We start from the raw sequence: 23,042 nt of genomic DNA, 5'->3' as shown, positions 1-23,042 counted from the left end.
GTGGAGGGGTGACGCCATGAGGACGGGACGGGGCGCGCGGGTTCTCCGCATCCTCGGCCGTGTACTCGCCGTCCTTGTGGCCTTGCTCCTCGTCCCGGCCGTGGAGTTCCTCATCAGCGCACGGGGTTTCGCGTCCTACCGGTATGCGCCGCCCGACGCCGAGCGCGTCCCCGCGGTGGCTCCGCCCGCGCACGCCCCGGACAAGCCCACCGTGGCGGTCGTCGTCGGCAACGCGGGCGCCAACGTGGCCGACGCGCTCGTCCCCTACGACGTGCTGGCGAGCACGGGGAGGTTCAACGTCTACACGGTCGCGCCCGAACGCCGTCCCGTACCGCTGCTCGGGGGCTTGGACCTGCTCCCGGACCTGGACTTCGCGCAGCTCAGCCGGCGTTTGGGCGGTAAGGCGCCGGACGTCACGGTGGTGCCGGAGCTGCCCTCCGACGAGGACGCCGACCGCCGCGTCGTCGCGTGGCTGCGGGACACCGCGAGCCGCGGGCTGGTGCTCGGCGTGTGCACCGGAGCCCGGCTGGTCGCCGAGGCCGGCCTCCTCGACGGCCGCGAGGCCACCTCGCACTGGTACCGGCTCTCCGGCCTGGAGGACGCGCATCCCGCGGTGCGCTGGCGGCGCGGGGTCCGCTACGTCGACGCGGGCAAGGTGATCACCACGGGCGGGCTGCTGTCCTCGGTGGACGGGACGCTGCGGGTGATCGAGCGGCTGGCCGGCGAGGACACCGCCGCCGCGGCCGCCCGGACCGCCGGCTGGACCCGCTACTCACCCGGCGCGCCCGCGCACATGCCCGAGTCTCGGATCTCACCGTCCGACGCGATCGTGCACGTGCTCAACCTCGGGTACCGCTCGCGGAGCAGCAGGGTCGGGGTGGTGCTCACCGACGGCGTCGGGGAGCTGGAGCTCGCCTCGGCGTTCAGCCCGTTCGCCGAGGTCAAGGCCGTCCGGACGGTCGCGATCGCGTCCACGCCCACCGTGCGCTCCCGGCACGGGCTGACCTTCGTTCCGCGGGTGCGCCTCGCCGACGCCGGAGACGGCATCGACCGCCTGATGGTCCCGGGTACCGCCGCCGCGGCCGCCGCCGACCCCGCGATCGCGGCCGCCGCCCGGCGCGCCGGCGTCCCCCTGGAGTACCCGCACCGGCAGCCGGGCTTCGCGTTCGACCCGGTGCTCGACTCCATGGCCCGCACGCTCGACAGGCCCACGGCCCGGTGGACCCGCAAGATCCTGGAGTACCGCGACGCCGGACCCGCCCCGGCCGGCCCGAGATGGCCGTGGGCGCCCACCCTGCGGCTCTCGCTTCTCGCCCTGGCCGGCGTGGCCGCCCTGTTCATCGTCAGCCTCTTCGTTCGGCTCATCAGGACCGGTTCGCTCCGCCGCAAAGCCGGTGGGTCACCGGGCACGGCCCGCGAAGGCGTCTCGCCGCGGCCGGCCGAGGAGCACCCGTGAAGGTCATGATCGTGGGAGCCGGGATCGGCGGGCTGTTCACCGCGTTGCGCCTGCACGCCGAGGGCATCGGGTGCGCGGTCTACGAGCGCGGCGAGCGGATCCGCGAGCTCGGCGTGGGGATCAACGCGCTGCCGTTCGCGGTCCGGGAACTGGCCGCGCTGGGGCTGCTGGACCGGCTGGACGAGGCCGGGGTGCGCACCGGTGAGCTGATCTACACCCACCGGCTGGGCCAGGAGATCATGCGCCGGCCCTGCGGGCGGGCGGCCGGGTTCGCGCATCCGCAGATCAGCGTGCACCGCGGCCGGCTGCAGGGCCTGCTCTACCGCGCGGTGGTGGAGCGGCTGGGCGCGGACGCGGTGCGCACCGGTCACCGCCTGACCGGCTTCGAGCAGGACGCCGGTGGCGTGACCGCCTGGTTCGCCGACGGCTCGCACGCACGCGGGGACGTCCTCGTCGGGGCCGACGGCATCCACTCGGCCACCCGTTCGATCCTGTTCCCCGACGAGGGCCCGCCGCGCTGGAGCGGCACGATGACCTGGCGCGGAGCCACCGAATGGCCCGCGTTCGGCACCGGACGCACGATGGTGATCCTCGGCGGCAACAGCGTCAAGCTCGTCGTGTACCCGATCGCGGCGGGGACTGCGCCGGGCACCCGGCTGACCAACTGGGCCATGGGCGTCATGATCGGCCGCCCCGGGGACCCGCCGCCCGATGAGCAGGACTGGACGCGTCCCGCCGACCCCGCGGACCTGGCCGCGCACGTCGGGCGCTTCACCTGCCGCCTGTTCGACCACGCCGCCATGATCGAGTCCACCCGGGATCCGTTCGTGTTCCCCATGTGCGACCGCGACCCCTTGCCCTACTGGACGCGCGGCCGGGTCACCCTGCTGGGCGACGCCGCCCACCCGATGTACCCGATGGGCTCCAACGGCGCAGGCCAGGCCATTCTGGACGCGGTCGACCTGAGCACCCGCCTGACGGAGCACGCCGACCCGGCCGAGGCCCTGCTCGCGTACCAGCGGAACCGGCTCCCCGCCACCGCCGAGATCGTCCTCCGCAACCGGCTCGGCGGCCCGGAACAGGTCATCGAGGAGGTCGAACGCCGGGCCCCGGACGGGTTCGACCGCATCGAGGACGTGATCACCCCCGCCGAGATGGAGGCCATCGTGGCCGGGTACACCCGGGTGTCCGGGGGTCACCGCGACCGGGCGGACCGCTCGGGCGGCTGAACCCGGACCTCACGACGCGTCGAGTTCCCGCGCCGGCGACTGAACCGCGCGGGCGATCAGGCACGCGCGGGCCGCGCCGATCGCGGGTGGTGATCGTTGAGGTGCGACCGGATGGGCCGGAGTCCGCACGTCCCTGTACCGTGTACGGACCCGCTGAGCGGGCGCCGCCCGCTCCGCGACCGGCCGGGCACGGGCCGGCCGGCCGCTCTCCCCCGGGGGGCGGAGAACCGGGCCGCTGTGACCAGCGGACCGTCCGGTCCGGCTGGAGAGTACGGCGAGGCCGGTGGGGGCATCGGGGGAAAGAAAACGAACCTTCGGAGGCCACGGCGTGACGGAACCGACCCAGCGCGAAGGCGGCGCGCGGGACGTGCTCGATCCCGTCCTGCGCTCCGCTCCGAGCGCGGTTCTGTTCGCCGACGCCGACGGGGGCGTCGTCCAGGTCAACGACGCGGCGCGCATGCTGCTCGGCATCCCGCCCGGCGGGCCGGCGCCGGCCCTCCCGGACTGGCTGGCCCGCGCCCAGCGGTCCCTCGGCGAACGGACCCGTCCGGGAGGAGCCGGTACCGGACGGGCGAGCACGGGCCCGGCCGCCCGCGGGCCGATCGGTGACCGCGTGGTCGAGGCGTACCCGGTGCCGGACGGCGGGACGCCGGAGCTGACCGCCTGGTGGCTGGTCGACGTCACGGAGCGCGAGCACGCGGCGTTCCTGATCGAGATGGCCGAGGAACTGCCCGAGGTGCTCAACCTGGAGCGCTGCATGGAGGTGACGGCGCGGATGGCCGCCCGGCACCTGGCCGACGCCGCCGTGGTGGTCGTCCCGCGGTCGGAGGGGAGCCGTCCCGTCGCCTGCTCGGGCGCCGGCGGGCGGACCGGCCATGGGGAACTGCCGATCGACCCGGCCGAGGTCGAGGGCCTGGCCGACGCGCTGCGCGGCTTCCCCCCGGTGCCGCCGCGCTGGATCGATCCGCTGACCGCCCCCGCCTGGCTCCTCGGCCTCGCGCCGGGAAGGCCCGCGGCGATCGCGGTCATCTCGCTTCCCGGCCACGGTGTCCCGGCCGGGGCGCTGGTGCTGATGCGCATGTCGGGTCCGGAGGCGTTCTCGGTGGGGGAGGAGCCTGCCGTCCGCCTCTTCGCCGCGCGGGCCGGCGCGATGCTGTCGGCCGCGCGCCTCTACGGCGAGCAGGCGTCCATCAGCGCGACCCTGATGCGCGAGCTGCTGCCGCCCCGCGCCCTGGAACTGGACGGGGTGGAGGTGGCCGCGCGCTACCGGCCGTCCGGTGACGAGGACCTGGTCGGCGGCGACTTCTACGACGTGTTCCCCGCCGCCGAGGGCGGCTCGCGGGCCGGGGCGCTGGCGGCGCTGGGGGACGTGTGCGGCAAGGGCCTGGAGGCCGCGGTGCTGACCGGCAAGATCCGCACCACGCTGCGGGCGCTGCTGCCGATGGCGGACGACCACCGGCGCGTCCTGGAACTGCTCAACGGGGCCCTGCTGCTGGACGGTGCGGGGCGGTTCGTCACCCTGGTGCTGGCCTCGGCCCGCCGGCAGGGCGCGGACGTGCGGCTGCGGCTGACCGGCGCCGGACACCCCGCGCCGCTGATCGTCCGGGCCGGCGGGAAGGTCGAGGCGGCGCCGACCCGCGGCTCGCTGATCGGCGTGCTCGACGAGATCGAGGTGACGACCGTGGAGGAGACGCTCGGTCCCGGGGACACCTGCCTGCTGTACACCGACGGCATCACCGAGGCCGTCGGCGGGCCGCTGGGCGACGAGATGTTCGGCGACGAGCGGCTCCGCGCCGCGCTGGCCGGGTGCGGCGCCATGCCCCCGGAAGCGCTGGTGGAGCGGGTGCACATGCTGGCCGCCGAATGGGTCGGGACGGGCCGGCACGACGACATGGCGGTGATAGCGATCACCGCGCCCGCCCGCGGACCGGAGGGGAGGACCTCATGACACGCTCGACGCGGCCCCCCCGGCGAGAAGGCCGAGGTGCCGGCGGACGCGCTCTGGGCGGCCGTCATGGACGGGGACGAGTACGCCGCGACCGACATCGTGTTGGCGGCCCTCGACGACGGGATGGACCCCGAGGACGTGCTGATGGACGTCATCGCCCCCCTGCAGGAGAGGGTCGGGCGGGAATGGGCGGCCAACCGGATCACCGTCGCGCAGGAGCACACCGCCACCGCCGTCAACGAGCGCGTGATCGGCGCGGTCGCGCATCACCCGGCCGTCCGGCGGCGGGAGGCGGCGGCCGCGGAACGGCACGGCCGCATCGCGGTGGCGTGCATCGACGGCGAGTGGCACGCCCTGCCCGCCCGCCTGCTGGCCGAGGTGCTGCGGCTGCGCGGCTGGCAGGTCGACTACCTCGGCGCCCAGGTGCCGACCCCGCACCTGATCTCCCACCTGCACCGGACCCGCCCCGCCGCGGTGGCGCTGTCGTCCTCGATCGCCACCCGGCTCCCGGACGCGCACGCCGCCATCACCGCATGCCAGGCCACCGGCACCCCGGTCATGGTGGGCGGCGCCGCCTACGGCCCGGACGGCCGCTACGCCGCACTGCTGGGCGCGGACGCGTGGGCGCCCGACGCCCGCGCCGCCGCCGACCGGCTCGCCCGCGGCCCGCTGCCCGAGCCGCTCCGCCGCCGGACCGTCGACGACCTGCCGCACCTGGCGGACCAGACCTACGCCCACGTCACCGGCGCGGCCCCCCGCCTGGTCCGGCACGTACTGGACGGGCTGCAGGCCCGGATCCCGGCGATGGCCGACTACACCGTCGAGCAGCGGGACCGGACGGCCGAGGACGTCTCCCACATCGTGGAGTTCTTCAGCACCGCCCTCTACCTGGACGACCACGAACTGTTCACCGGCTTCATGGCCTGGACCGCCGACATCCTGGCCGCCCGCAACGTCCCCCCGCGGTTCCTGCTGCCCGTGCTGGACCTGCTCGTCGAGCAACTCGCCGACCATCCGCGCGCCGCAGACCTGCTGACACGCGCCCGAACCGTCATCGAGCAGCACCCCCCGACCCCGCCTGCCCCCGGCCCCCCGAACGAAGACCCGGACCCAGCAGCCGAATGACCTGCCAGGAGCCGCCGGGAAGTCGCTGAGCGCTCGGGGTGCAGCGGCCGGGCCCCGAGGCCGGTCGGCCTCGGGGCCCCGGTTTCAGGGAGCGGGGTGGGATCTGTTGGTGAACGCCCGTAGCAGGAGCGCGGTCGTTGTGGCCGCGGCCAGGCCGGCCGTGCCCAGTAGCGCGATCTCGGCGGGGCGGTGGTTGCGGGCCAGTTCGACGATCACGAGGGTGACCGCGGACAGGGCCGTGATCAGCGCGATGAGCGTGTTGAGCCGGCCCGCCTCCGAGTGGGGCCAGTCCGCCCGGCCGGTGGGCGGCGGTCCGGGGGCCTGCCGCCGGTGGGCGGCCAGCGCCCGGCTCCGCCACGGCGAGGTGTCGACCTTCCCGAGCCGGTGGAGGCCGCCCGCCACGCCGACCAGCAGCAGCGCGTAGCAGGCGATGAAGACGGCTTCTGACCGCATGGCGGGCTCCTTCCTGTTCAGCTTTGCCCGCTGGTGGCCTGGGGGCGGTCGATGACCTCGGTGAACAGGGCCAGCTCCGGTTCCGGCGCGGCTCCGCCGGGGTCGGAGGCGGACGCGGGGTCCGTGGCGCTGCCGCCGCTCTCGCCGGGCAGGTGCCGTCCTCGGTGGCGGACGGCCTGCCAGGTCAGCCAGAGCAGGGGCAGGACCCCGCCGACCATGAAGACCACGTCGCCTGGCAGCCGCAGCCATTCGAACAGCGCGTTGGTGGAGTTGCCGATGAACTCCGGGCTGCGCGCGTCGAAGTACCCGGCGTCCACCGAGCGGTAGAGCTGCAGGATGCCGAGGGGCATCAGCGTCGCGAAGGACATCCAGGCCAGTCCGGCGTTCAGCGACCAGAAGCTGACGGAGGCCAGCCGGTCCGACCAGTACTTCGCGGGCACCAGGTAGCGGAGCGCGAAGACCGCGAAGCCGACGGCGAGCATCCCGTAGACGCCCATCATCGCGGCGTGGCTGTGGTTGGCGGTCAGCGCCGTGCCGATCTCGTAGTAGGAGACGATCGGCAGGTTGATCAGGAAGCCGAACACGCCGGCGCCGAGGAAGTTCCAGAAGCCGACCGCGACGAGGAACATGACCGCCCAGCGGTGCGGGAACGGCGTCGGGCTCTTGGACTCCTGCCGCGCGCCGAGCCGGATGAACGTCCACGCCTCGACGGTGAGGAACGTCAGCGGGATGACCTCGAAGGCGGAGAAGAACGCGCCGAGCGCCAGCACTTCGGCGGGCTCGCCGTTGAAGTACCAGTGGTGCGCGGTCCCGATGACGCCGCCGACGCTGTAGAGGATGATGTCGAGGAACACCACGCGCAGCGCGATCTTCTCCCTGACCACGCCGAGCAGCACGAAGATGTAGGCGACCATCACCGTGGTGAACAGCTCCAGGAAGTCCTCCACCCAGAGGTGGACGACCATGAAGCGCCAGAAGTCGGAGATGGCGTAGTTGCTCTCGTTGCTGGTCATCAGGCCGGCCGAGTAGACGATCGGGAGCGCCAGCGCGGCGAAGAAGAACAGCCAGGGCAGGTTGCCGCGGTGCTCTCCGGTGAGCCGGTGCCGCATGCCGCGCCACAGGATCACCACCCAGAACGCCATGCCGACGGTGAGGAGGATCTGCCACAGCTTGCCGAGGTCGAGGTACTCCCACCCCTGCATGCCGATCCACTTCCACAGGTCGCCGAAGGCGCCGTGGATGCCGGCGAGCTCGCCCAGCAGCGACCCCGCGACCACGATGACGAGCGCGCCGAGCAGCAGGTACGACAGCTTCGCCTGGCCGTTGGGGTCCCTGCGGCGGGTGATCATCGGGACGAGGAAGATCCCGGCGGCGAGGAAGCTGGTCGCCACCCACAGCAGCGACAGCTGGACGTGCCAGGACCGCATCACGTTGTAGGGCAGCCAGCGGTCCAGCGGGATGCCGAAGAAGCTCTCCAGGTCGGCCCGGTAGTGCTGTGCGGCGGCCCCGGCGAACGTCTGGACGAGGAACATCCCGGCCATCACGAAGAAGAACCAGGCCATCGCCCGCTGGCTCGGGGTCAGCGGCACCGTCCGGGGCTCCTTGAACCGGAGCTCGCGGTGGTCGCGGCCGTGCCAGCCGAGCCAGTTCCAGCGCCCGAACGCGGCGAACAGCGCGCCGGTCCCGCCGATCAGGGCGATGAGGCTGATCACGCTCCACACCACGGTGGACCCGGTCGGGGAGTTGCCGACCAGCGGCTCGGCGGGCCAGTTGTTGGTGTAGCTGTAGTGCTTGCCGGGACGTTCCGCCGCGGACGCCCACGCGCTCCAGGCGAAGTACGCGGTCAGCTGCCTCACCTGGGCCGGGTCGGTGATCGCCTCGGGGCGCAGCCCGGTCTTGCCCTGCGGCTGGGAGAAGAACTCGGTGTAGTGCCGGGTCAGCTCGGTGAAGGCGTCGGCCTGCGCCGCGGAGATGGTGAGGGTGCCGGACTTCTCGTCGTAGGAGTTCGTCCGGAAGTCCTTGATCGTCTGTTCCAGCGGGGTGTCCGCCCCGCCGTGGGCCCGGTTGACCAAAAGGGCCGCGCGGTGCAGGTAGTCGGCGGTGAAGTCGGGCCCGAGGTAGCCGCCGTGACCGAAGACCGAGCCGTACTCCATCAGGCCGTTCTTGAGGAAGACGTCCTGGCCGGCCATGACGTCGTCATGGGTGTAGACGGTCCCGCCGCCGGCCGCGACGGTGCGTTCGGGGATCGGGGGAGTCGAGCGGTAGCTCTGGAACCCCATCAGCACGAGGACGAAGAAACCGAAAGCGGTGATGAGGGCGGCCGCCTGGACCCAGCCGCGGCCGATGAGCGGGCCGCGTCGCGTGCGGGGGCGTGCCGGTGGCGCTGTCACGCAACCTCCAGTGAGGGGATTTTCATTGCCGGTGCTAGTTTTTACAAGTCAAACTGTGTGAAAAACAAGCCGCTGGAGGCTGTCAGGCGGGAGACCTTCCCCACATGGGTGCGCGGCCGCAGGTGGCGCCCGGTTCTCGCCTCGGGCGATGTCGCCCGTGCCATACTGCGGGCGGGATGCAATTAGGTTAGGCTTGCCTAACTTCCATCGGAATCGAAGGAGTCACGGTGGACCAGCGATCACTCACGGTTCCCGCCTCGGGGCGTTCCAGCGAACAGGTTCAGGGGCACTGGCTCCTCGCGCGGCTGGGCAAGAAGGTGCTCCGCCCGGGAGGCGTCGGGCTGACCCGGCGCATGCTCGACCGAGCGGACGTCCGCGGTCGCGACGTCGTCGAGCTGGCGCCCGGCCTCGGGCGCACCGCGCAGGAGATCCTCGATCGCGGGCCCGCCCGGTACATCGGCGTCGATCGTGACCCGGACGCCGCCGCCGGCGTCCTGGACGTGGTCGGCGGGCGCGGAACGGTGAAGGTCGCGGACGCCTCGGCGACCGGGCTGCCCGATGCGAGCGCCGACGTCGTGGTCGGCGAGGCGATGCTCACGATGCAGGGCGACAAGGCGAAGAAGGCGATCGTCGCCGAGGCCGCGCGGGTCCTGCGTCCCGGCGGGCGGTACGCGATCCACGAGCTCGGCCTCACCCCGGAGGGGATCGGCGACGACGTCAAGACGGAGGTGCGGCACGCGCTGGCGCGCAGCATCAAGGTCAACGCGCGCCCGCAGACGGCCGGGGAGTGGAAGGCCGTCGTCGAGGAGCACGGCCTCGTCGTCGAGTGGGTGGACACCGCGCCGATGGCGCTGCTGCAGTCGCGGCGGCTCGTCTCGGACGAAGGGCTGGCCGGAGCGCTGCGGTTCGGCAAGAACCTGCTCGTGCAGGGGGACGCCCGCCGGCGCGTCCTCGACATGCGCCGGGTCTTCCAGGAGCACCGCGAGTCGCTCATCGCGGTGGCGCTCGTCGCGAGGAAGAAGTAGGCCCGTCAGTGCTTCGGGCAGCCCGTCGACGAGGCGCTACGTCGCGTCCTGGGGCCGTCCCCGCCAGTCGCCCGCCGCCTCGGGCAGCAGGCCCCGGTGGGCCTGCGCCAGGTCGCAGGCGACCACGACCGCCCCGGCGGGGAGCCGCTCGCCGCCCTCCAGCCGCACCGCCGCGACCCCGCGGGAGTCCGTCTCGACCCGTTCGGCGCGGACGCCGTACCGGATCACGGCGCCGGCCTTCCCGGCCGCGGCGGCCAGGGCCCGCGGGACGGCGTGCATGCCGCCGGACGCCGGGAAGTACACCCCGCCGACGGTGTCCATGTGCGCGACGACCGCGTAGACGGCCAGCGCCTTGGCGGGCGGCAGCCCGACGTACAGCGCCTGGAACGTGTGCGCCCCGCGCCGAACGTGTCGGCCAGCACCTGCGGCATGGTCAGCACCGAGGGGCCCGTGTCGAACCGGTAGCCGCCGGCGCACGCCGATCCGCAGCATCCGCCCGGCTCCTCACGGGCCTCGACCACCACGACGTCGCGGCCCCGCGCGGCGAGATGGACCGCCGCCGACAGCCCGGACAGGCCGGCCCCGATCACGACGACCGGCCCGCTCGCCGCCATCAGCGGCCGCCGCGCGGACCGCGCCAACGATGTCGGGAGTGCACTCTTCCTCCATCATTGTCCGAAAGGTTCTGCACCGTTCTTCGGAACCGGGCGGCCGATCGGTTGCGCGGCGCGCGGCGGCGCGGCCGCAATCGCCCCCCGGATCAGCGCATGGCCGCGGACTGGGACGCGGAGACCCGCTCGTCCATCGAGCGGTGCCCCGGTGTCTCGAGCATGGCCTGGTCCCGCGTCTCCTCCATGCGGAGGGCGATGCCCATGGCGAAGAAGGTCGGGGCCCATTCGCCGACGAAGATGCCCCAGCGGTCGGCGCGTTCCAGGCCCGCGTCCTCCAGTTGCTTGGACGCGGCCCAAGAGGCGAACGACAGGCCGATCGAGACGAGGCCCGCCGTGTACATGAGATTGGACTTGATGCCCATCTTGTGCAGTGAGTTGATCATTTCTCCCCCTTGATCGGTCCGCCCGTACCCCTCTCTGACCTGCACAAGCGCTCCTGTGCTGGATTTTGCCCGCCACGCACGTGCCGATGGCGGCGACGCCGGGCGTCCCGCCGGACCGGGCGATGACCAGGCCGTTCGCGGTGACTATCCGCGTCCGGGGGCGGGTACCGCGATGCGCATGGGAGACAAGGACGAGGAGGCGGCGGCCGAGTTCGGCGAGGCCGTGAACATGACGGCCGGGGAACTGGAGCGGTGGCTGGACACCGAGGAGTCGCGGTCGAGCGGCCAGAAGGACGGCGGCGGGGAGTCGACGGGGCACGCGTCCGGGCGCCGGATCGTCGAGCTGCTCCGCAAGAAGAAGGCGGACCTGAGCGCGGACGACTACGCGCACATGCGGAAGGTGACCGGGTACGTCCACCGGCACCTCGCCCAGCGTCCGTCCGGGGACGTCACCGAGACCAAGTGGCGCTACTCGCTGATGAACTGGGGCCACGACCCGCTCAAGTGAGGCCGAAACTGCAACCGGCGTCTGGAGTTCCGGCGAAGACCTGGCAGGTCGTAGGCTCGGCGGGACGAAGGGGAGCGGGCACATGGGCGGGCCGGCGGAGCGGGAGGCGGGCCTCGGCGTCGGCGCGGTCGCGCAGCGCCTCGGGGTGGCGCCGTCCACCCTGCGGACCTGGGACCGCCGGTACGGCATCGGCCCGAGTGGGCGCAGCCCGGGCGGTCACCGCCGCTACACGTCCGCGGACCTGGCGCGGCTGGAGGTCATGCAGCGGCGCATCCTCGCCGGGGCGCCGCCGGGCGAGGCCGCCCGCGTCGCGCTGGGCACGCCGCCGGGCGCGCCGCCGCCGCCCCGCGCGCACGGCGCCGGCGGCAACCGCGTGCCCGTGACCTACCCAGGAGGGGACGAGGGGCGGGCCGCGGCGGTGCGGGGCCTGGCCCGGGCGGCGATGGCGCTGGACCGTCCCGCGATGGCCGGCACCGTGCGGGCCGCGCTGCGCCGGGACGGGGTCGTGCGGGCATGGGACGGCCTCATCGCGCCCGTGCTGGTCGGCATCGGACGCAAGCACGAGGCGACGGGCGACTGCGTGGAGGCCGAGCACCTGCTGTCCACGGTCCTGCTCGGGTGCCTGGCGGAGACCGCGCCGCCGCTCCGGCCGCGCAACGCCCGCCCCGTGCTGCTCGCCTGCGCGCCGGAGGAGCAGCACAGCCTGCCGGTGCACGCGCTGGCCGCCGCGCTGGCCGAGGCGGGCGTGGACGCGCTGGTCCTGGGAGCGCGCGTGCCGCCCCCGGCGCTGGCCGCCGCGATCCGGCGCACCGGGCCGAACGCCGTCTTCGTGTGGTCGCAGACCGCCGAGACCGGCGATCCCGCGTGGCTGGCGGCGCTGCCCGCCTCGCGTCCGCCGTACCGGCTGGCGGTCGGCGGACCCGGCTGGGAACGCGACCGGCTTCCGGCGCACGCCGCGCCGGTGGCGGCCCTCCAGGACGCCGTCACCGAACTGACGTCCGCCCTCGGAACCGGAACTCGTCCTTGATGTCGGGCTCGTTCCCTTTGCGGTGTCCTGCCGACGGCTTCACCTCGCCTTAACTATGAACAAGTTTTGAAGCGATTTTGCCGGGCACCGGGTCCGCATGACCCTGGAACAGCGGCTCGCCCAAGGCGACGAGGCGGCACTGAGCGAGTGCTACGCCGCACTCGGCCCCCTCGTCCGCCGCCACGCGGGAAGGCTCGTGCCCGCCCACGCCGTGGACGACGTGGTGCAGGTGGTCTTCCTGGAGGTCTGGCGGTCACGCGCACGCTTCGACCCGGCCCGCGGCCTGGAGCCGTGGATCCTGGCCATCGCCCGCAGGCGGGCCATCGACCAGCTGCGGGCCGAGGCGCGGCACAGCCGCCGCTCGGCGCCGCTGGACGACACCGTCGGCGTGCCCGACGCCACCTCGGCCGTGGACGCCGCGTGCGACGTCCGCAGGGCATTGGCCGGGCTGCCGCCCGCGCAGCGGCAGGCGATCGTCCTCGCCCACTACGGGCAGCTGACCCAGCGGGAGATCGCCGACCGGCTCGCGGTGCCGCTCGGCACCGTCAAGGCGCGCACCGCCCGCGGGCTGCGCAGGCTGAAGGACCTGCTGTGACCCCGCCCAGGCCGCCGCCCGCCCCGCCGCCCGGGGAGCCGCCGCGTCCTCGGCTCGCGGTGTCCGACCTCGCCTACCTGGCTCAGCAGACCTACCTCGACCCCTATCCGGCCGATCTCCTCCTCCGCCACCGCATCTGAGCCCGCGCCCGCATCGCCGGGGCCCGCGTCCGCATCGCCGGGGCCCGCGTCCGCATCGCCGGGGCCGCGGCCGGGCATGCTGGGGGTGATCGGCGGAGAGGAGCCGGGATGAGCCTGACGATGAGCGCGGCCGAGCGGGAGGCGTTTCTCGCCGGCCCGCACGTGGGCATCTTGAGCGTGGCGGACGACGCGGGCCGGGCGCCGCTGGCGATGCCCGTCTGGTACGCCTACGAGCCGGGTGGCGAGATCACCTTCATCACCGGCCGGGACAGCCGCAAGATGGCCCTGATCCGGGCGGCGGGGCGGGTGAGCCTGGTGGCCCAGGAGGCCGCGCTGCCCTACCGGTACGTCTCGGTGGAGGGACCGGTCGTCGGGTTCGAGGACCCGGCCCGTCCCGAGGACCGCCGCGCGATGGCCGAGCGCTACCTCGGCGCCGAGGGCGGTGCCGAGTACCTGGAGGCCACGAAGGACGCCGCCGACACGATGGTCCTGACGCGGGTGCGTCCGGAGCGCTGGTACACCCGCGACTACACCAAGCAGCCCCGCTGACGGTCCTGGTGGCCTGAACGCCAAGCGAGATCGGGCCGGCCTTCGCCCGAGTAAGGCAGTGCTAGGAAACGGCCAGGGGGCGGTTAAGAGTCTGACAGCGGCCCGGCCGGCGGCCGCGGGCGCCTCGTACAGCCCGTTCGAGAGCGCACGCATCCGATCAGCTGGAGGTTTCCCATGCGCAAATCCGTCGCCGCCGCCATCGCCGCCAGCGGGCTGGCCATCGGCGGAGCGGGCGTGATGATCGCGGGTCAGGGGCCGGCCGCCGGCACCGGCTCCGGCGACTCGGTCCAGGCCGGGACGGTCGCGGGCGAGAAGTCGCTGCAGCGGAACGACCGGGGCGGCACGCGGCAGTCGCCGGCGGCGCCGAAGGTGACGAACGCCGCGCAGGCCGCCGACCTGGTGCTGCGCAAGGCCGGGGGCGGCCGGGTCACCGGCGTCAAGCTGACCGAGGAGAACGGCCGGGCCGTCTGGAAGGTCACCTACCTCGTCGGGTCCGGACGGCGCGGCGCGCAGGTCGATGCCCTGACCCAGGCCGTCCGCAAGGCCGCGCCCGATCCGAGCGCCACCGGCCCGGGCGGTACGGCGGCCGGCGGCGTCCAGTGCGACGACGACGATGACGACGAAGCCGATGACGATGACGACGCCGACGACGACGATGACGATGACGACGACGACGGCGACCGGCGCGGCGTCGAGCCCAGCAAGTGACCGGGGTCATCGTGGATCTGGTAGACCGCATCGTTCGCATCGTGTACGTGCCAGGCACGGGGCTTCTCGCCTCGGACGTCTACGGACGCGTCCACCTGCTCGACGCTGACTTCAAGGTCGTCAGATCGTCGCCTTTCGTGCGTCAGGGCCGGCCGCTGTACGGACTGGAGGTCGCCGGCGGATGGGTCATCGGAAAGGACCGGATGGGGGCCGTGTTCCGGTGGTCCCTGGAGACGCTGGAACTGGTGGACCGCCTCGACCCGGCCACCGTCTGCGACCCGTCGATGCTCATCCCGAACGAGCGGCCCTCCCCGATGAGCTCTCGGGGGATCTGCGCATGGGACGGACGGGTCTTCGTGACCAGCGGCTACCACCACCAGATGCTCGTGGTGGATCTGCACACCTTCGAAGTGCTCGACATCCGCCCCAACATCTGCGGCGACAGCCCGATGGAATGGGCGTGCACCGACCATCCGACCCGGCACGCCGTGTCCGACAAGAAGGGGAACCTGCGCTTCGGCTCGTTCGCCGACGGCGAGTTCCCGGAGTCGGTGAAACTGGACGACGGCAACATCCACCGGGTCCGCTACGACGCCCGGCACGACCGCTTCTGGGCCACCCAGGACTTCGGCGCCGGAGAGAACGCCGACATCGCCAACGGGATCGTCGTCGTCGGCATGTCCGGGGAGAAGGCCGGCGAGTGCCTCTTCGCCCGCGACGACGTCGAGTTCGTCGGCTTCTCCCCCGACCACCTGCGCGCCTACGCGGGCGGCTTCGACGGTGAGCTGCACATCTTCGACAACTCCGGTCCGCAGCTGCGGATCGTCCGCACGGTGACCGGCTTCCCGCACCAGCTGTCCGATCTGACCGTGAGCCCGGACGGTGACGTCTACGTGCTGTGCCAGGACGGAGAGATCGTCCGCCTGGACGCCGAGGGGGAGTTCCGGGGCGCGGCGGGCTTCCGGCGGCAGGCCGTGTGGGACGTCCAGCCGGCGCCGGACGATCCCCGCACGCTCTACTGCGCCACCGACACCGGCGTGGCGGTCGTCGCCGTCCGGGACTCGGCGGCGGGGCCGATGCTGCGCGTGGAGGCCGAGCACGCGACCGGCTTCGGGTTCACCCGCCGAGTGGCGCCCCTGCCGGACGGATGGCTGGGCATCACGCGCGACCGACGGGTCTTCCGCGCGGGCCGCGACGGCGTCCTCCGGTGGAGCGGTGAGCTGCCCGCCCTGCCGCACACGATCGCCGCCTCGCCGGACGGGACGCGGGCGCTGGCCGCGACCAACGCGGGCGCCGTCGAGCTGGACGCCGCCGACGGGCGGCGGCTGGAGGCGTTCGATGTGGACGGCCTCCCGGTGTGGGCCGCGACCTACCTCCCGGACGGCGACCGGCTCCTGGTCACCCGCAACGGCGTGATCGTCCTGCTGGACGCGGCGGACGGCGGCGTGCGGTGGCGGTTCGACCAGGGCGAGTACCCCAAGCGCCTGTGGTTCCAGGACGGGCGGGCCTTCATCACCGGGGACGGAGGCGTGAAGGAGGTGGTGGTCGGCCAGGGCGTGGTGTGCCGGTGGTCGAAGCTGCTGTCCAACACCGTCGAGAACGCCGCCGTGGACGACGACCTGGTCTGCGCCGGCTCCTACGGGATGCAGCTGGCGGGCTACGACCGGGAGACCGGGGAACTCCTCGGGCTGCTGGAGGAACTGCCCGACTACCCGAAGGCGCTGTCGATGGTCCACGACGCCGCCGGCGTCCCGTACCTGCTGGTGGGCTGCCGCACCGGGCTGCTGTCGCTGTACCGGCTCGACCGGCGGCGCGGGAAGCTGCGCTTCCGCAAGCTGCGCGACCACTGGCTGCCCCGGCGGCCGGCCGCGTTCACCCTCGTCCACCACGACCACGCCGCCGCCGGACGGACCGCCGTGGCGGACGGGGAGGCGGCATGCGTCCGATAGACCTCCGGCCGGGTCCCGCCGGCCACCGGGCCCCCGTCACCCATGTGGCCTTCCGGGCGGACGGCGGACGGCTCGCGAGCTGCTCCTATGACGGGACCGTGCTGGTGTGGGACACCGGCGACCCGTCCCGCCCGGTGCCGCTGGCCCGGCTCCGCCACCGGCGCCTGGTCAACGGCGCGGCGTGGAACCCGGCCGACCCGGCCGTGCTGGCGACGGCGTCGGCGGACAAGACGGCGGCCGTGTGGCGGATCCCCGAGCGCGGCCCGCACAGCCTCGTGACCGTGCTGGCCCGGCACACCGACGACGTCAACGCCGTGGCCTGGATGCCGGACGGGCGCCGCCTGGCGTGCGTCTCCGAGGACGGCCGGGCGACGCTGTGGGACACCCGCACCGGCGCGCTGATCGCCGAGATCGGCGGCCACGCCGCGCACTGCATGACGGTCGCGGTCAGCCGCGACGGGCTGGTCGCCACGGTGGGCGAGGACGGGATGGTCGCGGTCGGCGAGCCGGGGAGCCCGGCCTCCGCCGAGGTCCTGCACTACGCGACGTCGGTCGAGGGCTGCGCCTGGTCGCACTCCGGGAAGGTCCTCGCCGTGGCCCGCGACGACGGCGTGGTCGACCTGCTGACCCCGCGGCTGGAATGCCTGCGCACGGTCCGGGTCTCGACGTCGGCGGCGCGCGGCGTCGCCTGGCTGGACGACGACTCCTCGTTCGTGGTGGGCGCCTACGACGGCTCGCTGCACCATTTCGACGTCACGGGGGAGCCGATCCGCCGGATGCGCGATCCCAGGATGTGGCCGAGGTCGGTGGCGGTGTCGCAGGGGGTGGTCGCGGCCGGGAGCTTCTGGGACGGCCCGCACCTGCTCGACGCCGCGACGGGGCGGGAGATCGCCGGCCCGAGCGGGCCGGGGCACGGCCCGAACGCGCTCGCGGTGCTCGGCCGCGAACTCCTCATCGGCTGCGACTCGGGCGCCGTCGTCGCCGTCGGCGCGGACGACGCCAACGGCTCGCGCGGCGGCCGCCCGCCCGTCCGCGCGCTGGACATGTCGGACAGCCCCGTCCTGTCCCTCGCCGCGCGGGACGGGACCGTGTACTGCGGGACCTACGCCGGGCAGGTGGTGCGCCGCGGCGGCGGATCGCGTGAGACGACCGATTCGCTGGGTGCTCCGGTGTCGTCGCTCTGCCTGGCCGGGAACGACCTGGTCGCCGGAACCTACAACGGCGACCTGATCACGCTGGACCCCCGGACGCTCCGCACAACGGGCCGGGGCGTCCCGCACGCGGGATCGGTGAAGTCGCTCGCGCCGCTCAGCGGCGAAGGTCGGTTCCTGTCCGCTTCGACCGACCGGCGGGTGGCGGCCGGGCCCCTGCACGACCGGGTCACGCTCTGGCAGCACGGCAACCTCGTCAACGCCGTGGCCTGCCTGGACGGCCGGGTCGTCGCGTCCGCGTCGCGCGACCACACCGTCAAGGTCGGCCTGCTGGCACCCGAGGAGCGGACGCCCGCGGTGGAGCGGGCGCAGACCCTCATCGGCGCCGACGAGTCGGTGAAGTGCGTGGGCCTGCTCGGCACCCCGGCGGCCCCGGTCGTCCTCGCGGGCTCCTACGACTTCGGCCTCTACTGCTGGGAGGTGGACTGGGACGACGGCGCGGGCACGCTGGCCTCCGGCCGCCTCGTGACCGAGTTCCGCCAGGGCGTGTCGTGCATGGCCCGGCTGGACGGGCGGCGCATGGCGGTGGCCGGCTGGGACGGGCGGGTGCTGATCGTGGGCCCCGGCCGGGACGGCGCGGTCCGCGAACTGGCGGCCTGGGACATCGGTGACCTCGTCGAGCGGTCCGGCGCGCGTCCGACGGGGGACGCCCCGGTTCCCGACCCGCAGGAGGCGCGGACATGAACCCCGTGGACACGGCGGCGTCGCCGCACTTCGAAGAGCACGCCGACCTCACCGATCCCGAGCTGCTCCGGCTCCCGCACGGTGCCGCCGCCCGGCTGCGCGGCTCCTCCCCGGCGGACCTGGCCGTCACCGTCGAGGACCCGGCCGCCCCGCTCGCCGTGCGCCTCGCGGCGGGCGGGCTGCTGGCCCACCTCGGCGACCCCCGCATCACACCGGTGCCCGCCACCTGCGCGGTCCCGGGCGGCAGCGTCCGCATCGGGCTGCCGCCGGGCGACGTCGAAGCGGTCGCCGCCGCGTGGGCGCATGTGGGGGTGGAGGCCGAGTGGATCGCCAAGGAGACCCCGGAGCACATCGTCGAACTGGCCGGCTACCAGATCGCCGCCTACCCGGTCACCAACGCCGAGTACCGCGACTTCCTGGACGACACCGGCCGCCCCGAGCGGCCGTCCACCTGGTACCTGGGCGCCTACCCTTACGACCGCGCCAACCACCCGGTCGCAGGGGTCCGGCCCGAGGACGCCGACGCCTACGCCGCCTGGCTGTCGGAACGCACCGGCCGGGCGTGGCGGCTGCCCACCGAGGCCGAATGGGAGTACGCGGCGAAAGGCCCGCGAGGACTGGAGTTCCCCTGGGGGGACCGGTTCGACCCGGCCGCCGCCAACACCAGGGAGACCGGCGTCCACACCACCACGCCGGTGGGCGCGTTCCCCGCCGGACGCTCCCCGTTCGGCGCCTACGACATGGGCGGCAACGTCGAGGAGTACGTCGCCGACGACTACCGCCCCTACCCCGGAGGCCCCTACGTCGCCGACGACCTCGCCGCGTCCCGCGGGCGCTACCGGGTGGCGCGCGGCGGCGGCTTCGCCCGCTTCGGCGACCTCGCCCGCACCCGGCGCAGGCACGGCGGCTTCCCCAGCCCGCTCTACCCGATCGGCTTCCGGCTCGCCGCCGGCACACCGAAGGCAGGTTCCCCATGACCGCCCCGACCGTCCCCGACGACCTGTGGAAGCGGCTGACCAGCACCGTCGGCCTGGTCAGCGTCCGCTGCGGCGCCATCACGAACGTGATGGCGGCCGAGTGGTCCTACTTCGTCAACAAGGCCCCGCTGTACGCCGCCGTGGTGCTCGGCCCGCGCGCCGCGACCGGCGCGCTGATCGCCGAGGCCGGGGAGTTCGCCCTGACGCTCTGCAGTGAGGACCAGGCCGAACTGGCCGACTTCGCCGGCGCCTTCTCCGTCGCCGACGTCGACAAGACCGGCAGCGAGCTGATCGAGTTCGGCGCGCCCCGGGCCATCGGGTCGCCGTGGGTGGCCGGCGGGCTGCTCGCGGCCGAGTGCGTCGTCCGCGAGACCGTCCGCTTCCCCGGGCACACCATGTACGCGGGCGAGGTCGTCGCGGCGCACCTGCCGGAGGGTTCGCCCCGCCCCCTGGTCAAGCACGGGGCGATGTACGGGCTCGGCGAACCGGTGCGGCGCGCCGCGGTCGCCGCCACCGCGCAGCTGCTGCCCGGCGGGGTGCTGCGGGTCGCCGCCACCGGACCCGCCGGCGACGGCGACGCGCGCTGGCGGATCGGCCTGGTGAGCGAGGACGGCGCGGTCGAACCGCTGGGCGAGCACGCCTCGACGGCGCACGGCGACGTCCTCGTCGACCTGCCGGTCCCGTCCCGCCCGGCCCTGGAGCGGCCGGCCGGCCGGCGGGTGGTGGTCGAGCGGGACGGCGCCAAGCCCGGATACGCGCGCATCACCCGCCCGTCCCGGAGCCCGCGGTGAACCGGCCCGCCCGCGAGCTGCCCGCGTCCCCGCTGCGGGTGGCGTCCGTCCAGGCCGAGGCGGTGCCCGGCGACGTGGCGGGCAACGCGCGCCGTGCGGCGGCGCTGGCGGCGCACGCCGCCCGCCGGGGCGCGCAAGTGATCGTCTTCCCGGAGCTGCACCTGTGCGGGTACGACCTGGAGACCATCGCCTCCGCGCCGGACCGCGCCGAGCTGCCCGCCGACGCCGGCGGGCGGATCGCCGACGGCCGGCTGGGCCCGCTCGCCGCCGCGGCGGCCGACCACGGCGTGACGGTCCTGGCCGGCGCCGCGGTACGCCGCGCGGACGGCGCCCGCGCCAATTCGGTGCTGGCGTTCGACCCGGCCGGCGCGGCCACCGCCGTGTACGACAAGCAGCACCTGTGGCACGCCGGGGAACGCGGCCTGTTCGCCCCCGGCGCCTCCGGGACGGTCCTGGACGCCGGCGGCTGGAGGCTGGGACTCGGGATCTGCTACGACATGTCCTTCCCCGAGCACGGCCGGGCCGCGGCCCTGGCCGGGGCCGACGCCTACGTGTGCCCGTCCGCCTACGCCGCCGGGAACGAGTACCGCGCGGCCGTCTACCTGGCCGCCCGCGCGCTGGAGAACACCGTCTACGCGTTCTTCGTCAACGCCGTCGGAGGGCCCCGGCGGCGCCCGTGCGGCGGAGGCACCGCCGTCTACGGGCCGGACGGCGCCGCGGCCGCCCGTGCCGCCGGCGCGGGGGAGGAGGTCGTCCTGGCCGACCTCGATCCCCGGGTGCTCGGCCAGGTGCGCGCGTACCTCCACATGCTGGACGAATGCCGAACCTCGCCCGTCGCACCCGCCGTACCCGACTGTGACGCGGTCCGGGTACCGGACCGGCCCGCCCCGCGAAGGATGCCGTGCGATGACCCGACGACTGCTGCTCAGCTACCTGTCGCTGACCCTGGTGGTGCTCCTCGGACTTGAGATCACGCTCGGCACCGTGTTCGCGCGCCGGCAGTCGTCCGACTTCTCCGCCTCGGTCCAGCGGGACGCGGTCATGGTGGCGGAGCTGATCGAGGAGGAGCTGAGCGCGGGGAACGCGGCCGGCGTGGCCGAGATCGTCAAGCACTACACCGACTGCATGGGCGGCCGGGTCGTGGTCTTCGACCGCGGCGGCCGGATCGTCACCGACTCCGCGGCGGGCCGTCCCGCCGTCCCCGCCGCGGCCGCCCGCAACGGGCCCCGCGGGGCGGACGGCGAGCGGCAGGTCGGCCGCGCGGTGTCCGAGGCGCTGCGCAACCGCCCCTCCGCCGGGACGATCCGCGACCGCGCCGGGGGAGGGGAGCTGATGTCGGCCGCCCAGCCCGTGACCGTGGCGTCCAAGGTGCGGGGAGCGGTGTGGCTCACCTCGGCGACCGAGAACACCCGCACCAGGATCCGGATCGCCTGGATCGCTCTGGCCTGCATCGGCGTCGGCGTGCTCCTGGTCGTGACCGTGGTCGCCTTCGCGCTGGCGCGCTGGATCATCCGGCCGCTGAACGCCCTGGAGCAGGCCACCGAGCAGCTGGCCGGCGGTTCCCTCACCGACCCTCCCGCCGCCGACCTGGGGCCGCCGGAGCTGCGCCGCCTGGCCACGTCCTTCAACCGCACCGCCACCCGGCTGCAGCACCTCCTGCGCGCCCAGCGCGCGTTCGCGGCCGAGGCGTCGCACCAGCTCAAGAGCCCGCTCACCGCGCTGCGGCTCCGGCTGGAGACCCTCGAATTCGACCTCGCGCCGCGGGCGCGCGGCACCCTCGACGCGGCCATCGCCGAGATCGACAGGCTCAGCGACATGGTCCGCGGCCTGCTCGCCCTGGCCCGCCTGGAGGACTCGGCCACCGTCCCCGAACCGGTCGACCTCGACGACGTCCTGCGGGACCGCGCCGCGACCTGGGCGCCCCTCGCCGCGGAGCAGTCCGTGACGATCGCCGTCACCGGACCGCCGGCCGGGCGGGTCCAGGCCGTGCCGGACGCGCTGGAGCAGATCGTCGACAACCTCCTCGCCAACGCCCTGCAGATCGCGCCGCCCGGCAGCACCATCACGCTGCGGACCGAGACCCGCCCGCGATCCGGCGCGCCGGGCGACGACGGGACCGTCGGCCTCCACGTCATCGACGAGGGGCCCGGGATGAAGGAGGAGCACCGCCGCCGGGCCTTCGACCGGTTCTGGCGGGCGCCGGACGCGACCCACGAGGGCTCCGGGCTCGGCCTGGCCATCGTGCAGCGGCTCGTCCACGTGAGCGGGGGCGACATCACCCTGGAAGAGGCGCCCGGGGGCGGCCTCGACGCCGTCGTCCGGCTCCGCCCCGCCGCGGACCCGCCGGTCGCCCGGCGCTTCGCCGCCCAGCCGGCGGTCCAGGCGTGACCGGACGCCCGCTCAGCCCTCCGGCGCCTCGACGAGCCGGAACCCCACCCCGCGCAGCGTCTCGATGCGGCCGGGGTCGCCGAGCTTGCGCCGCAGCCCCGCGATGTGGACGTCCAGCGTCTTGGACAGCCCGAAGAAGTCCGGACCCCACACCGAACTGAGGATCCGCTGCCGCGGGCACACCGCGCCCGGATCCTCCGCCAGCAGCACCAGGAGGTCGAACTCCTTCGGCGTCAGCGTCACGGCCTTCCCGGCGACCCGGACCTGCCGGGTGCGCCGGTCGATCCGCAGATCGCCGACCGTCTGCGGCGACTCCTCCGCGGCCGCCGCGCCCGCGCGCTCCCGCCCCCTGGTGCGCCGGCCCACCGCGCGCATCCGGGCGACCAGCTCGCGCAGGCTGAACGGCTTCGCCAGGTAGTCGTCGGCGCCGAGTTCGAGCCCGACGACCCGGTCCGTCTCCGTCCCGCGCGCCGTGAGCATGATGATCGGCACGTCGGAGACCTCCCGCAGGCGCCGGCACACGTCGATGCCGTCCATGTCGGGCAGCCCCAGATCGAGCAGCACCATCTCGCCGTGCGCGGCGTCCAGCGCGGCCGCTCCCGTGCCGACCCGCTCCACCGTGAACCCGTACCGCACCAGGCCGTCCGCCAGCGGTTCGGCGATGGACGCGTCGTCCTCGACGAGCAGCACCCGCATGCCGTGACCCCTTTCCCGCTCGGCCGTGCGACGCGCCGTGCCCGGACGCGCCGCGGCTTCCGCAGGGCAGTACGCACGGCACCGGCCGCGGCGGCGGGCGCCCGCCATGATCATCGCCGGCGGGCGCCGGTTCTCCGCT

22 protein-coding genes and 1 pseudogene are annotated in these 23,042 nt (G+C 74.4%); 17 read left to right on the top strand and 6 right to left on the bottom strand.

All coding sequences use genetic code 11. From position 1 onward, the window contains the following. Nucleotides 1-16 precede the first annotated feature (16 nt). The 4 genes from ABTW95_RS25670 to ABTW95_RS25655 all read left to right on the top strand — a co-directional run bounded on the left by ABTW95_RS25670 (nucleotide 17) and on the right by ABTW95_RS25655 (nucleotide 5,758). A complete protein-coding gene (locus ABTW95_RS25670; RefSeq protein WP_500227603.1) occupies nucleotides 17-1,456 on the top strand; it encodes a DJ-1/PfpI family protein in 1,440 nt (479 codons plus the stop codon). Nucleotides 1,457-1,461: 5 nt separating this feature from the next. After that, nucleotides 1,462-2,685, top strand: coding sequence for a flavin-dependent oxidoreductase (locus ABTW95_RS25665; protein ID WP_500227618.1), 1,224 nt, complete (start codon nucleotides 1,462-1,464; stop codon nucleotides 2,683-2,685). A 328-nt stretch (nucleotides 2,686-3,013) separates the two neighbouring features. Then, nucleotides 3,014-4,633: a PP2C family protein-serine/threonine phosphatase gene (locus tag ABTW95_RS25660; RefSeq protein ID WP_500227602.1), complete on the top strand. Its 1,620-nt coding sequence runs from the start codon at nucleotides 3,014-3,016 to the stop codon at nucleotides 4,631-4,633. A 36-nt stretch (nucleotides 4,634-4,669) separates the two neighbouring features. After that, complete coding sequence (locus ABTW95_RS25655; RefSeq protein WP_500227601.1) at nucleotides 4,670-5,758, top strand: cobalamin B12-binding domain-containing protein; 1,089 nt, start codon at nucleotides 4,670-4,672, stop codon at nucleotides 5,756-5,758. An 84-nt stretch (nucleotides 5,759-5,842) separates the two neighbouring features. On the opposite strand, the gene ABTW95_RS25650 is transcribed toward ABTW95_RS25655, so the two are convergent. Then, nucleotides 5,843-6,211: a hypothetical protein gene (locus ABTW95_RS25650; protein WP_500227600.1), complete on the bottom strand. Its 369-nt coding sequence runs from the start codon at nucleotides 6,209-6,211 to the stop codon at nucleotides 5,843-5,845. Between the two features lie 17 nt (nucleotides 6,212-6,228). After that, nucleotides 6,229-8,601 (bottom strand): nitric-oxide reductase large subunit, encoded by a 2,373-nt coding sequence (locus ABTW95_RS25645; protein WP_500227599.1) that lies wholly within the window; start codon nucleotides 8,599-8,601, stop codon nucleotides 6,229-6,231. Between the two features lie 227 nt (nucleotides 8,602-8,828). Here ABTW95_RS25645 and ABTW95_RS25640 point away from each other — a divergent pair, with 227 nt between their 5' ends. Continuing rightward, complete coding sequence (locus ABTW95_RS25640; RefSeq protein ID WP_500227598.1) at nucleotides 8,829-9,626, top strand: class I SAM-dependent methyltransferase; 798 nt, start codon at nucleotides 8,829-8,831, stop codon at nucleotides 9,624-9,626. Between the two features lie 36 nt (nucleotides 9,627-9,662). On the opposite strand, the gene ABTW95_RS25635 is transcribed toward ABTW95_RS25640, so the two are convergent. The 3 genes and pseudogenes from ABTW95_RS25635 to ABTW95_RS25625 form a co-directional block, all read right to left on the bottom strand. Further along, on the bottom strand, nucleotides 9,663-10,115 hold the full coding sequence (locus ABTW95_RS25635) for an FAD-dependent oxidoreductase (RefSeq protein ID WP_500227617.1): 453 nt from the start codon (nucleotides 10,113-10,115) through the stop codon (nucleotides 9,663-9,665). After that, nucleotides 10,115-10,240, bottom strand: a pseudogene (locus tag ABTW95_RS25630) (FAD-dependent oxidoreductase); the annotation flags it as partial. The pseudogene ABTW95_RS25630 and the gene ABTW95_RS25635, both read right to left, overlap by 1 nt. 146 nt (nucleotides 10,241-10,386) lie before the next feature. After that, nucleotides 10,387-10,680 carry a hypothetical protein gene (locus tag ABTW95_RS25625; protein ID WP_396446527.1) on the bottom strand — a complete coding sequence of 98 codons (294 nt, stop codon included), beginning with the start codon at nucleotides 10,678-10,680 and terminating at the stop codon, nucleotides 10,387-10,389. Between the two features lie 178 nt (nucleotides 10,681-10,858). Between ABTW95_RS25625 and ABTW95_RS25620 the strand changes: the two genes are divergently transcribed. From ABTW95_RS25620 to ABTW95_RS25565, 12 genes are all read left to right on the top strand, one after another. After that, nucleotides 10,859-11,188 (top strand): DUF3140 domain-containing protein, encoded by a 330-nt coding sequence (locus tag ABTW95_RS25620; protein ID WP_396446526.1) that lies wholly within the window; start codon nucleotides 10,859-10,861, stop codon nucleotides 11,186-11,188. 82 nt (nucleotides 11,189-11,270) lie between these two features. Then, nucleotides 11,271-12,215, top strand: coding sequence for a MerR family transcriptional regulator (locus ABTW95_RS25615; protein ID WP_396446525.1), 945 nt, complete (start codon nucleotides 11,271-11,273; stop codon nucleotides 12,213-12,215). Nucleotides 12,216-12,312: 97 nt separating this feature from the next. Continuing rightward, on the top strand, nucleotides 12,313-12,810 hold the full coding sequence (locus ABTW95_RS25610) for an RNA polymerase sigma factor (RefSeq protein WP_396446524.1): 498 nt from the start codon (nucleotides 12,313-12,315) through the stop codon (nucleotides 12,808-12,810). After that, nucleotides 12,807-12,950 carry a hypothetical protein gene (locus ABTW95_RS25605; RefSeq protein WP_396446523.1) on the top strand — a complete coding sequence of 48 codons (144 nt, stop codon included), beginning with the start codon at nucleotides 12,807-12,809 and terminating at the stop codon, nucleotides 12,948-12,950. Before ABTW95_RS25610 ends, ABTW95_RS25605 begins: the two co-directional genes overlap by 4 nt. Before the next feature lie 108 nt (nucleotides 12,951-13,058). Next, nucleotides 13,059-13,499 carry a pyridoxamine 5'-phosphate oxidase family protein gene (locus ABTW95_RS25600; RefSeq protein WP_500227597.1) on the top strand — a complete coding sequence of 147 codons (441 nt, stop codon included), beginning with the start codon at nucleotides 13,059-13,061 and terminating at the stop codon, nucleotides 13,497-13,499. 174 nt (nucleotides 13,500-13,673) lie between these two features. Further along, nucleotides 13,674-14,207, top strand: a complete 534-nt coding sequence (locus ABTW95_RS25595; RefSeq protein WP_396446521.1) for a PepSY domain-containing protein — start codon at nucleotides 13,674-13,676, stop codon at nucleotides 14,205-14,207. Between the two features lie 41 nt (nucleotides 14,208-14,248). Next, nucleotides 14,249-16,156, top strand: coding sequence for a WD40 repeat domain-containing protein (locus tag ABTW95_RS25590; protein WP_396446520.1), 1,908 nt, complete (start codon nucleotides 14,249-14,251; stop codon nucleotides 16,154-16,156). Then, entirely contained in the window at nucleotides 16,144-18,051 is a 1,908-nt protein-coding gene (locus ABTW95_RS25585) for a WD40 repeat domain-containing protein (protein ID WP_500227596.1), read from the top strand. The genes ABTW95_RS25590 and ABTW95_RS25585 overlap by 13 nt, the downstream gene beginning before the upstream one ends. After that, nucleotides 18,048-19,028, top strand: a complete 981-nt coding sequence (locus tag ABTW95_RS25580) for a formylglycine-generating enzyme family protein (protein ID WP_500227595.1) — start codon at nucleotides 18,048-18,050, stop codon at nucleotides 19,026-19,028. Before ABTW95_RS25585 ends, ABTW95_RS25580 begins: the two co-directional genes overlap by 4 nt. Then, a complete protein-coding gene (locus ABTW95_RS25575; protein ID WP_396446517.1) occupies nucleotides 19,025-19,819 on the top strand; it encodes a flavin reductase family protein in 795 nt (264 codons plus the stop codon). The genes ABTW95_RS25580 and ABTW95_RS25575 overlap by 4 nt, the downstream gene beginning before the upstream one ends. Next, nucleotides 19,816-20,787: a carbon-nitrogen hydrolase family protein gene (locus ABTW95_RS25570; RefSeq protein WP_396446515.1), complete on the top strand. Its 972-nt coding sequence runs from the start codon at nucleotides 19,816-19,818 to the stop codon at nucleotides 20,785-20,787. The genes ABTW95_RS25575 and ABTW95_RS25570 overlap by 4 nt, the downstream gene beginning before the upstream one ends. Continuing rightward, a complete protein-coding gene (locus ABTW95_RS25565; protein WP_396446514.1) occupies nucleotides 20,726-22,207 on the top strand; it encodes a sensor histidine kinase in 1,482 nt (493 codons plus the stop codon). The genes ABTW95_RS25570 and ABTW95_RS25565 overlap by 62 nt, the downstream gene beginning before the upstream one ends. A gap of 12 nt (nucleotides 22,208-22,219) precedes the next feature. Here the strand turns inward: ABTW95_RS25565 and ABTW95_RS25560 are convergent, their stop codons facing one another. After that, nucleotides 22,220-22,903 (bottom strand): response regulator transcription factor, encoded by a 684-nt coding sequence (locus ABTW95_RS25560; RefSeq protein ID WP_396446513.1) that lies wholly within the window; start codon nucleotides 22,901-22,903, stop codon nucleotides 22,220-22,222. Nucleotides 22,904-23,042 lie beyond the last annotated feature (139 nt).

This window comes from Spirillospora sp. NPDC127506, assembly GCF_040302145.1.
Lineage (GTDB): Bacteria > Actinomycetota > Actinomycetes > Streptosporangiales > Streptosporangiaceae > Spirillospora.
Note: the sequence above shows the minus strand (reverse complement) of the source record. Positions and strands in the feature narration are given on the sequence as shown.